Source organism: Microcoleus sp. A003_D6 (assembly GCF_036702825.1).
GTDB lineage: Bacteria > Cyanobacteriota > Cyanobacteriia > Cyanobacteriales > Microcoleaceae > Microcoleus.
On the sequence record NZ_JAUBWA010000140.1, the window covers coordinates 4,098 to 15,927 of the forward strand.

Genomic DNA, 11,830 nt, shown 5'->3' on the forward strand with positions numbered 1-11,830 from the left:
ACTCAAAATAATTTGGCAAATGCTTACTTATACAGAATCAAGGGAGACAGGGGTGATAATTTAGAAAGGGCGATCGCCTTTTATGAAGCTACTTTACAAGTTCGCACCCGCCCAGCTTTTCCCGAAAAATGGGCAATGACTCAAAATAATTTGGCAAATGCTTACTTATACAGAATCAAGGGAGACAGGGGTGATAATTTAGAAAGGGCGATCGCATTTTATGAAGCAGCTTTACAAGTTTACACCCGCCCAGCTTTTCCCGAATATTGGGCAACGACTCAAAATAATTTGGGAGAAGCTTACAGAAACAGAATCAAGGGAGACAGGGGTGATAATTTAGAAAGGGCGATCGCATTTTTTGAAGCAGCTTTACAAGTTGGCACCCGCCCAGCTTTTCCCCAAGATTGGGCTCAGACTCAAAATAATTTGGCAACTGCTTACTTATACAGAATCAAGGGAGACAGGGGTGATAATTTAGAAAGGGCGATCGCATTTTATGAAGCAGCTTTACAAGTTTACACCCGCCCAGCTTTTCCCGAATATTGGGCAACGACTCAAAATAATTTGGGAGAAGCTTACAGAAACAGAATCAAGGGAGACAGGGGTGATAATTTAGAAAGGGCGATCGCATTTCATGAAGCTGCTTTACAAGTTCGCACCCGCCCAGCTTTTCCCCAAGATTGGGCTCAGACTCAAAATAATTTGGCAAATGCTTACTGTGACAGAATCAAGGGAGACAGGGGTGAGAATTTAGAAAGGGCGATCGCCTTTTATGAAGCTGCTTTACAAGTTATCACCCGCCCAGCTTTTCCCGAAAATTGGGCAACGACTCAAAATAATTTGGCAACTGCTTACTTATACAGAATCAAGGGAGACAGGGGTGATAATTTAGAAAGGGCGATCAAATCTCATAAAGCAGCTTTAGAAGTTCGCACTCCCACCACCTTACCCCTTGACTGTCTGCAAACAGGGCGGAACTTAGGTAATTTAGGATTTGACGAAAGTTTGTGGGAAACAGCCATCTTCGGCTACGAAAAAGCCATCGAAGCAGTCGAACAAAGCCGCGAGTGGGTAACATCCCAAACCCGCAAACGACAAATCATCGAAGAAAACCTCAACATCTACGAAAAGATGATGAAATCCTGCATCAACCACAAACAATATCACAAAGCAGTCCAAACCGTAGAACGCAGCAAATCCCGCTACCTAGTCGAACTCTTCACCAACAGCGAAATCTATCCCAAAACAGCCACCGAAACCGAGAAACAGCAACTCAGAAACTTACGCCGCCAAATCGCCGCCGCCCAACAATCCCTAGAAACATCAACACCAACTCCCACTCTTCCTCCCCCCCTTACCAAGGGGGGGCCGGGGGGGGTTCCCGAAGACTCAGACACACAACGCGCAACTCAAACCCGCAATCTAAGCCCCGAATCACTGCAACAACAAACAGACAACTTAGCAACAGCATTGCAGCAATTAGAACAATTGCTGCAACAGATAAAACAGCGCGAACCCGAATTTGTTTTAACCCAAGCAGTCAAACCCATAAACATCGCCGAATTCCAGCAAACATTAGATACAGAAACAGCAATTGTAGAATGGTACATCGGCAACTCCAACTTTAACAACGAAGACTGGGGGGGATCAGCCTTCATCATCACCCACAACAAAATAGACTTAGTACCAATCACCGCCGCCGAATTAGCCGAATTAGAAACCTGGAAAAACGACTATCTCAACGAATACCGCGACAAAGCCAAACAAAAAATCTGGCAACAAACCTTATCCGACAAACTCCAAAAACTCTCCGAAATCTTGCGGCTAAACGAGATAGTCGCCAAAATCCCCAATGATTGCCACCAACTAATATTAGTACCTCACCGCTACCTACATTTATTCCCCCTCCACGCCCTACCATTCACATCAGAAGGCGGGCACGGGGGCACAGCCCCTACGAAATACCTCCTAGACTGCTTCCCCGACGGCGTGAAATACGCCCCCAGTTTGCAACTGCTGCAACTCGTACAAAACCGCAGCAAAACCCGCACATCTCCCGCCCCCGAATTGCAGCCATTATTTGCGATTCAGAATCCCACCGAAGATTTATCAAACGCCGACATGGAAGTAGAAATTATTAAACAAAGATTCAATCCCCACGACATATTAATCAAACAACAAGCCACAAAAATCGCCTTCAACGAAAACCTCAAAAATCTCTCCAATGCCAGCTACATCCACTTTTCCTGCCACGGAGTCTTTAACTTTGACTATCCGCTGCTATCCCTACTAGCCCTAGCCGATTCCATCGAATCAACCTCGGAAATTAACCCGCCGCAAATCCCCGAAATTAACCCCCCCCAACCCCCCCTTGCTAAGGGGGGGCTTCAAGAGGATGGGGTCGAAACTCCGCGCTATGTGACAATGCGAAGCGGGCGAAAAGCCATCCCGGAAAAATGCCTAACCTTGCGAGAAATCTTTGCCGATTTAGAGTTAAGTAAGTGCAATCTCGTGACACTCTCCGCCTGCGAAACCGGGTTAACCAGTTCAACAGAAATGACAGATGAATACATCGGTTTACCCAGCGGCTTCTTGTATGCTGGGAGTATGAATGTTGTCAGCACATTGTGGTCTGTCGATGATTTTGCGACGGCGATTTTAATGATAAAATTTTATCAGGAATTGCAACATGAAATTTCAGTAGCAGTCGCTTTGAACTGCGCCCAAAACTGGATGCGCGCAGTCAGCCGCGAGGATTTTGAAGTTTGGGTTAAATCCTTAAATTTAGATAAAAAATCTGGACAAAGTGTGGAACTGTGGTTAGTATTATACCCAGAGGAACAGCCGTTTAGCCATCCCAAGTATTGGGCGGCATTCTGTGCTACGGGATATTAAGTTAGGTGTGCCATCAGCATTTTGTAGGGGCGGGTTTTACAAACAATATATAACGATGACCAACAATCTAGATAAACCCGCCCCCACCCCACCAATAACCCACATCAATCTGAAATTTGCATCGAATGTTAAGATGTAGATGATGATTTTTCGTAGGGTGGGGGCGGGTTTTTGAGATTGTCGATTTCAGGCGATTATGGTTGGTGAAACCCGCCCCTACGAATTTATGTTTTTTAATCACGGGAGTAATTACAATGGAACCAGAAAAAGTGATCCTTATCTTTCTCAAATGGCTGGCCGAAAATCCCAGCATTTTCATGCCGACAGCATGGCAAGATTTACCCAAACTAGAGACAGAAATAACAGAATCAGCCGATGATGAATTATTTCCCATTGCCATGACTATCAGCAAGTGGTGCGCCAATCATGGATTGGGAGAAACTTTAAGAGATAAAGTGCGGAAAGATATCGACGATGGAGGCGAACCCACCCCAACTACAATGCAGCCGCTAACCAATATCACTCAAGTTTTGCGTCAAAGCATTGAAGATAGCTACAAAAAACTTCAAAAAGAACTCGATGCAGAGAATCAATCAAATACAGACAATGACTCAAAATAGTAAAATCTATGCCCCCAACGTCTATCTATTTGCCTATCACCTCTGCAAACCCCTAGAATCCGAGTCGATTTCCCCTGAAGAATTCGCCAAACTGTGGGAAAAGTGCCACGAGATATTGCAAACTAAATTAGCAGTGGGTAAAGCATTCAACGGTAGCTATTTACCCAAAAAAGATGAACCTCTCGGATGGCGAGTTGAACTAATTAACAAACAAGTTGTCGGCAATCGAAATTCTCTCGCTTTTGCTAAGAATATTTCCCTTGACAACCAGCAAATAAATCTCAAAGGTTTTGCCCAACCGCTGCGGATTGATGACAGCTATGCCTTGGGTTTGCAAATTCGCGTTCCCGAAAAAGTTGACGGCAATAAAACGCCCGCTGTCGATGTTAGCATCTTCAAGGAATTTAATCCCGATAACTGCTTGCTGCCGGATTTTGTGCAAAGCTATTTCGGGCAAACTCTGCTGCTTACAGCTTGGCTGAGTGTAGAACAAAATCAAGCGGCGCGGGAAGATTCGCAGTTTCTCCAATCTTTAGGCAAACAGTGTCTAGAAAAATTCATTTCCGGTGACAATCAGCCGAGTTTTTACCGTCAAGGCGAGTTATTCGGCAGCCCGATTTTAGAATACGGCCACCCCAGTCGGCAAGATACTGAATGCCACATTATACTGTGGTTTTTCAACAGTTCTGCAACTGATGAAATCTGGGATGAGACGCGGTACAGCGATTTTGTCGAGTTGTTTCTGTTCCGCAATAAGATTCTCCGCGCCTATCACGATACCCGCAAAACTTACTTGGTGACTCGCGAGGAATACAAACAAATTGAACTGGATATCGACGCGACTTTTAAGTATTTGCAGCAGGACAAAGCCCATCAGCGGCAATTGAAAGGTGCGGGTTTAAAACAAGAGGAACTAGAACATCTGGAACGTCAGACAATCGAGATGCCGCCCCGCGCTGTGAAGTATGCGCGGTTGCTGATGGACTTGGAATTTCGGCAAAATACGATCGCAATTAATGCCAAAAATTACCAAAATAAATTAAATCAAATAAGTCTTGACTTAAAATCAAGCAAGAAGTACAATGATACTGATTGCGATTTAAGCTTTTTAGAATTATTCAGCAAAGAAACCTGCCCGCAGTTTCAAGAACAAATCAAAGCCGACTTAGGCTACTTCAAACACGGCACCGGCTTGCTAGACAAAGCAATGGAAGCAATTCGAGGAGTTGTCGCCATAGAAGAAGCTTATCGGGATGCAAAATTAGAGGTAACGATTCAAGCTGTCGGCTTTGGTTTGGGAGTAGCCGGGGTAGTGGCTGGCAGTTCTCCTTATTTGATTAAACAAGACCCGCCGAATCAGGTGGTTTATTTGCCTTTCCTGAAGGTGGGAATTAATTCTTTTGCGTTGGTATTGTTGATTAGTATCGGCGCGGGGGTTGTGGTTTGGTCTTTGGTTATGTTGGGGGCAAATTCCAAGAATCTACTAGGTAAATTCAAGAATCTACTCGGTAAAAATAAGCAGTTACCGCCGCAATAGACAAGATTTCATAAATCCTTGATTAATACGGAAACCGCAGATTTAAGGCAGATAAACACAGATAAACGCAGATAATTTTGAGATTGTTTGGGAATGAGTGCAAGAAGTCTCATCATCCCGGTTCCGGGCGGGCAAATCACCCGCCCAGAAAAAGATTGATCTTAATATTGAGGTACAGACGAGTCTACTTCTTGACTCCAAGCAGTAATCCCGCCCTTAACATTAATCCCCTCAATTCCAGCTTCCTTCAAAATGCCCAAGGCTTTCGCAGAACGGCCGCCCATTTTGCAGTGTGCAATCAAGCGGTGTCCGTTCAACAATTCCTTGACTTTGGCAACACCTGCGCCGTGTTCGATATCCGGCAAAGGAACCAAAACCGACCCAGGAATTTGAGCAATTTGATACTCGTTAGGATTGCGAACATCTAACAATACAAAATCCTTCGCACCGCTGTCGATTAACTCTTTAAGTTCGGTGACAGTCATCTCAGAAATTTGCTGTTGTTCTTGCGCTTCCATCGCTTTTGCTTGAGGAATGCCGCAGAATTGTTCGTAATCGATTAACTTTTCAATTACCGGACGCACTGGATTCGGCCGCAATTTCAATTGCCGGAACGTCATATCTAAGGCATTGTAAAGCAACAGTCTGCCGCTCAAAGTAGTGCCTTGACCCAAGATAATTTTGATAGCTTCCGTTGCTTGGATAGAACCGACAACTCCGCACAAAACGCCTAAAACGCCGCCTTCCGCACAAGAAGGAACCATCCCAGGAGGTGGGGGTTCGGGGTACAAATCGCGGTAATTCGGGCCGCCTTCGTAGTTGAAAACTGTTGCTTGCCCTTCAAATCGGAAGATGGAACCGTAGACGTTGGGCTTGTTTAAAAGCACGCACACGTCGTTCATCAAATAGCGAGTCGGAAAGTTGTCCGTACCATCGATAATAATATCGTAGGGAGTCGCAATGGCGATCGCATTTTCCGAACTAACGCGAGTATCGTACAAATCAACTTGGCAAAAAGGATTTATTTCTAAAATCCGATTTTTAGCCGACTCAATCTTCGGTTTCCCAACCCAAGAAGTGCCGTGAATTACCTGCCGCTGCAAGTTGGAATGGTCAACAATATCAAAGTCTACAATCCCAATGCGGCCAACACCGGCTGCTGCTAAATACAGCAGCAGCGGCGAACCCAGTCCTCCCGTACCGATGCAGAGCACGCTGGCAGCTTTGAGACGCTTCTGCCCTTCCAATCCAACTTCTGGCAGGATCAGGTGGCGAGAGTAGCGTTCGTATTCTTGTTTGTTGAGCTGGATCTCGTCCAGATTAGGATTTAGCATGATATTGTGTGTAGCGCCGATTTAGAATTATATCCTATCTGAATCTTTCGCCTTTTTACGTGTTTGTTATTTTTACTAATTATTTCTTAATCTCAGTCGGTTCCTGTGCGAGAATTTCCTCTGCTTGGAAGTTTCCATCTCCGTCAAGACTCCAACTGCGGAGGTCTTCCGAACAGCCTTGTCGGACGGACACAATGATGTAAGAGTATTGGGCCCAGGCCAATGCCCGATCGCACTCTGAGGGCACTGCGGGACAATCCGTGTGAGAATGATATATACCGATAATATCCAGAGTGCGATCGCGCCCATGTTTCATCGCCCGCAACATATCTTCGGGACTTATAGCATATCTGCGTCTTTCTGTCAATTCTTTTTGTTCCGGCCAATTCTCCTGGGCTTCCGCACTCCAAGCATTGTGAGTCGGCCAAACTTCTACTAAAGTTTTAACACCGCCAGTAACTCGACCGAGCAACAAACCGCAGCATTCTTCAGGATAAGCGCTTTCGGCGTGGGTGCGGATGGATAAAATGTGAGAGTCGGAAAGTGCGATCGGCTGCATGAGATATTATTGTAGATTTTATTAGACCTCTTGCAAAAATCCTTTTAATCAAATTCTGGAACGGGCTCTCCGGCCCATTCCACAAGAAAAAAAAATTTGTGGGATGGGCCGGAGAGCCCGTCCTAGTTATTTTTACAAGAGGTCTATTGTAGATTTTATTGTAAAGTGCGATTAAAAGCGGGATAACTACGCTTCACGGGCTTTTTTTAAATTGTGGAACAGGCATCTTGCCTGTTCAATACTGGCTTTTCTAGAGATGTCTATTAATTTGACATTCCTGTAGCTGTTTGCAAAACAGTTCTATAAGCAATGACAGCTTCAGTCTGGTTAACATATCCTACATATTGACCCAATACAGAAAAGTCTAACTCAGGCAAAAATTCACTCCTCGAAATTAACTCATAACCCGACTCCCGCAAGCGGTAAATAGAAAATCGATCGTTAGCCCAAAACCAGACTTCAGGAACCTGCAAACCGCGATACACATCCAGTTTGTCAATACCGCCGCTAGTTAGAGCAATTTCGATCGCAATATCCGGGACTTCTGGAAGTAAACCTAAACAGTAACACTCGTCTGCTTGGGCACCCCGTCTCACAGCTTCGCGGCGAAATGTAGCACTTCCGTAACCGTTGAGATTAATTAGCCTTTCAACCGCATAGGTTTCTATCAACCGGGCAATAATTGTTTTTAGCCTTTCGTGTTCTGGCGAAGTCGTCATGATAATTTCTAACGTTCCTTCCAAGTACGTCATCCTGGGGAATTCATCGACAAACATATCAGAAAGTTGCTCGTATTGTTCCCAAGTCACATCATATAAAATAATGCGCTGTTCGGTAGCAGGTTCGAGAGTTTTTGGATCTAAAAGTAACATAATTAATTACCTGCACTTAAATATCTAAACATTAGATTTTTCCGCTCTTTCTCACTCTTCTTCTCTGTGTCCTCTGCGCCCTCTGCGGTAAAAAAAAATGTATGGTGCGCCGCAGCGCACCTTACAGATAAAATTAATTAATGCAATCAAGTCGGAGTTTGCTGCAACTCAGGGCGTTCATCTGGAACGATCGCACCTTCCACAGGACACACCTGCAAACAAATGCCGCAGTCAATACAGGTATCAAAATCAATCCAAAACCAATCAGTACCCTTGACATTTTTGCCGGAGCCCGGGTTAATGCAAGCAACCGGACAAGCGCCAACGCAATCAGCAACTCCCTCGCAAATATTCGTAACAATAGTGTGTGCCATAGTGTTCTCTCAAAAAATTTTAGGTAGATAGGGAATTAGCAATTAGCAATTGGCAAAACCTTCTCTCGATCGGCAGGATACATAATATCATATCGGGTGATTTTTAACCAATTACCAACTACCAATTACCAATTACCAATTAGCCTAATTTACCGTTTCAATTGTTGGCAATCCTTCGGCATTTACCCAAGCAATTTGAGCAATTCGTCGATCGCGCGCGTATTCCCGCGCCGCCTCCTCCGTCTCCCGACTCTCCAAATCTATTTCCACCCGAACTAGGTGAGTAGACTCTCGGAGTTTGCGAGCATAATCAAACGCGGCGGCACTAGCTTCAGGAGTTTGAGGAACAACCAACCAGTCGCTAGCTGGCGTCTGGGTGGGCAATTGCCCCTCTGTCAGCAAAACTTGGTGCAAATCTTCAATATTCAGACAAAACCCGATGCCGGGGGAATTTTGCCCTTGGGGGTCGAACAGTCCCAACAGTTGGTCGTAGCGTCCTCCTTGTCCTAAAACTCGCTGTCCACTCTTGCTGCTGCTGACAACTTCAAACACAATTCCAGTGTAGTAGTCAAATGTTTGAATTAAACTCAAATCCAGGTGAATGTGAGATTTGAGATTGGGGATTTTTGATTGACATTGGTACAGTAGTTCGATCGCAGATTTGAGATTGTTTAACGCGGCTTGCTGCGGCAAATCTAAATCGAGTTTGGCAACAATTGGCAACACCTCTTCTGGGCGGCCGCGCAAGTCAAATAACAGCAGAGCTCTTTCTCGCAATTCCGTTGACAGCGGCAAAGTTTCCAAGGCTATGCGATCGAGATTGGCGATCGCCCCCCGAACTTTTTGGCGCACGTTTGGCGGAAACGGTTCCAGCAATCTTGCAGTCAAGCCCGCTTCTCCCAAAACCAAATGCCAGCCATCAATTCCCAAGCTCTGCAAGCACTCAGACAGCAGCAGCAGCACTTCCGCATCCGCAACCGTCCCCCCCGCGCCCAGCAGCTCTACCCCAGCTTGATAGAACTCCTGTTGCCCGCCTGAGCCTGTATCGGGGCCTTTGCGGAACACGTTGGCGTTGTAGTAGAGTCGCTGCGGCTGCCAGCGAGTCCCGGCCATCCGCATTGCGGCCGCGCGGGCGATAGATGCTGTCAATTCCGGCCGCAAGCCGAGTTCTCCATCCTCGGCGTCTTGGAGTTGAATTAAGGTCGATCGGTCGATCGCGCCCCCAGCCATCAAAGTCTCCAGCCTTTCTAGAGTTGAAGTAATAATCCGGTGATAGCCCCAGCGGTGAAAAACCTGCTGCAAGCGCCGTTCGATCGAAATTTTTTGAGCAACGTCAAGGGGCAATAAATCTCTTGCACCGGATGGGGGTTGATGAACCATATCAATTTTAGATTTTAGACTTTAGATTTTAGATTGGGCTTAGAAGCTTAGCTTTAGGGGACGGTGTTAAAGTCGAACCAGACAAGCTTAACATTCGACTTTAACAAATTAAGGTGTCAATAATACGCTTGGGTTCAGAAGACCGGGCGCTTGAAACCACCCTATTATCTTTTCAACGATTCAAAACTGACAACTGACAACTGACAACTGACAACTGACAACTTCTCACTTCTTCTTCCCGCCAAACAAACTTGCAAAAAATCCTGGTTTCTCCTCACCTTTTTTGGCTTTTGCGGCAGCTTGTTCCAGCTTTTTCTTAACCTCCAAAGCCGTCGGTTCTTCAGGATTTGATGCCAAAGCTTTGTTCATCTCAAGTTTCGCCATTGTGGCTTGATTTTGTTCAAAGTAACACATTGCTAACATAGCGTGAGCCTTGCTGTGTTTTGGAGCGCGCTTCAGCGCTTCCCTCAACTCCAAACTTGCTTTAGCGTAATTTTTGCTGTCCATAAATCCTTGAGCTCGGCGGCAATAGGCTTCGGTCTGCGAGTCTGGGGGTTCGACTGGCGGAGGAGGCGGCGTGGGATTTACGGTGGCTGTTTTTTCTGCTGCTTTTTTTTCTGCTGCTTTTTTTTCTGTGCTAGTTGGGGTTGCGGCTTTTGCAGATGAACCGGCTGCAACCCCAACACCGCCAAGGCGCTCTTTTCGCAGCAGGTAAACCATGTTGAGTTCGCTAATTTGAGCGATCGCATCTTGGGTTTCTGCAACTGATTCGTACTGCTTGAGAGCGAGTTTGCTAACTGCTGTTTTGTAAGCTTCTTCCAAATCTTTAGCGGTAGCTAACTGTTTGGCTGCTTCGCTTTCAATTTGCATTTTCGCCTGTTCTTTAAGAACGCGCTTGCCTATAGCTGCTAATAGCAGGCTGTATTCTTTGCGATCGCTTTCCTTAGAGAATTTGTTGTAAGCCGGATTGACCACTTTTGACAAAAATTGGTTAGCCCAATCTTTATCGGCTTGGTCTTCAAAAGAGCAAGTATCCGAATGCAAGCGGCGGGCGATTTTCGTGTAGCGCTTGCGGATCTCGCTATACTCTGCGTCTAAGGGAACTCCCAAAATTGCGTGCTGATCTGTAAAGTCATACTTGAACAGCCCTTTTGTCATTTCAAAAGACATAACTTTTACTCTTCCTTTCCTGGCTTTTCACTATTCTTTAATGTAGCCTGAGTCAAGGGGTTCTGACCCCCGTACTACCCCCGATCTATTGCTGGGGGCGCTACTTCCAAGAAGATAAGGGAGGAACTGCTAGCAGTGCGCCGCTGAGTTCGGCGTGTATTCTGCCGTTTGTGGCCAAAACGCGACCCGAGTTCATCTCAAAGGCACTGCCGTCATAAGCTGTAATTTGACCTCCCGCTTCGGAGACGATGAGTACACCGGCTGCTACGTCCCAAGGGGCGAGTCCCCGTTCCCAGTATCCGTCCGATCGCCCCATCGCGAGGTGTGCGAGGTCTAGGGATGCCGAACCGCTGCGCCGCACGCCTTGGGTGAGGTGAGTCAGATGACAGAATTCGGCATAGTTATTGTCTGCTGTTTCGCGCCGATCGTACGCAAAGCCGGTTACTAGCAAGCTGGTTCTCAATTCTGAGATTTGGGAAACTGCGATCGGCCTCCGGTTGCAAGTTGCTCCCAATCCTTTGCCTGCCCGAAACAATTCGTTATGAAAAGGGTCGTAAACTACTCCAATTTGTGGTATGCCGTCGATTAAAAGTCCGATCGACACGGCCCAAAAAGGATATTGGTGAGCATAATTGGTTGTACCGTCCAAAGGGTCGATCGCCCACAGGTATTTGCTGCTGGCATTCCCTAATTTGCCGGATTCTTCGGCGAGGATGCCGTGGTCGGGTACGTGGCGGCCCAGAATTTCTAAGATGACGGCTTCTGAGGCTTTGTCGGCTTCTGTGACTAAATCGCCCGATCGGCCTTTTTCTTGAATTTTTTCTAATTTTCCGCAGAAAGATTGCAGGACTGAACCGGCGGCTAGGGCTGCTTCGGTGGCTATTTCTAAGAAGTTTTGCAGTTGATTATCTGTCATTTGTTAGTTGTTAGTTGTCAGTTGTCAGTTGTCAGTTGTTAGTTGTTAGTTGTTAGTTGTTAGTTGTTAGTTGTTAGTTGTTAGTTGTTAGTTGTTATACCAATTTAATGTGAAGTTGCACATATTTCGATCCCCCTAAATCCCCCTTAAGAAGGGGGACTTTGAGCGGAATC

The 11,830-nt window shown here is 46.0% G+C and carries 10 protein-coding genes; 3 read left to right on the plus strand and 7 right to left on the minus strand.

All coding sequences use genetic code 11. The features are described 5' to 3' along the window. The 3 genes from QUB70_RS27380 to QUB70_RS27390 form a co-directional block, all read left to right on the plus strand. On the plus strand, positions 1 to 2,895 hold a 2,895-nt coding region (locus QUB70_RS27380), incomplete at its 5' end, for a CHAT domain-containing protein (protein ID WP_332984676.1). 254 nt (positions 2,896 to 3,149) lie between these two features. Then, positions 3,150 to 3,515 (plus strand): hypothetical protein, encoded by a 366-nt coding sequence (locus tag QUB70_RS27385; RefSeq protein WP_332984677.1) that lies wholly within the window; start codon positions 3,150 to 3,152, stop codon positions 3,513 to 3,515. Beyond that, a complete protein-coding gene (locus tag QUB70_RS27390; RefSeq protein WP_332984678.1) occupies positions 3,502 to 5,052 on the plus strand; it encodes a hypothetical protein in 1,551 nt (516 codons plus the stop codon). The genes QUB70_RS27385 and QUB70_RS27390 overlap by 14 nt, the downstream gene beginning before the upstream one ends. A 161-nt stretch (positions 5,053 to 5,213) precedes the next feature. Here QUB70_RS27390 and moeB read toward each other — a convergent pair whose 3' ends face one another. The 7 genes from moeB to QUB70_RS27425 form a co-directional block, all read right to left on the minus strand. Continuing rightward, positions 5,214 to 6,386, minus strand: coding sequence for a molybdopterin-synthase adenylyltransferase MoeB (gene moeB / locus QUB70_RS27395; RefSeq protein ID WP_332984680.1), 1,173 nt, complete (start codon positions 6,384 to 6,386; stop codon positions 5,214 to 5,216). Positions 6,387 to 6,465: 79 nt separating this feature from the next. Beyond that, a complete protein-coding gene (locus QUB70_RS27400; RefSeq protein WP_332984682.1) occupies positions 6,466 to 6,945 on the minus strand; it encodes a M67 family metallopeptidase in 480 nt (159 codons plus the stop codon). Positions 6,946 to 7,208: 263 nt separating this feature from the next. Next, positions 7,209 to 7,817 carry a Uma2 family endonuclease gene (locus tag QUB70_RS27405; protein ID WP_332984683.1) on the minus strand — a complete coding sequence of 203 codons (609 nt, stop codon included), beginning with the start codon at positions 7,815 to 7,817 and terminating at the stop codon, positions 7,209 to 7,211. Between the two features lie 146 nt (positions 7,818 to 7,963). Next, positions 7,964 to 8,191 carry an indolepyruvate ferredoxin oxidoreductase subunit alpha gene (locus QUB70_RS27410; RefSeq protein ID WP_332984684.1) on the minus strand — a complete coding sequence of 76 codons (228 nt, stop codon included), beginning with the start codon at positions 8,189 to 8,191 and terminating at the stop codon, positions 7,964 to 7,966. A 144-nt stretch (positions 8,192 to 8,335) separates the two neighbouring features. Next, positions 8,336 to 9,571, minus strand: coding sequence for an ATP phosphoribosyltransferase regulatory subunit (locus QUB70_RS27415; protein ID WP_332984685.1), 1,236 nt, complete (start codon positions 9,569 to 9,571; stop codon positions 8,336 to 8,338). 225 nt (positions 9,572 to 9,796) lie between these two features. After that, on the minus strand, positions 9,797 to 10,741 hold the full coding sequence (locus QUB70_RS27420; protein ID WP_332984686.1) for a J domain-containing protein: 945 nt from the start codon (positions 10,739 to 10,741) through the stop codon (positions 9,797 to 9,799). Positions 10,742 to 10,841: 100 nt separating this feature from the next. Then, positions 10,842 to 11,657, minus strand: a complete 816-nt coding sequence (locus QUB70_RS27425) for an inositol monophosphatase family protein (protein ID WP_332984687.1) — start codon at positions 11,655 to 11,657, stop codon at positions 10,842 to 10,844. Positions 11,658 to 11,830: the final 173 nt, after the last annotated feature.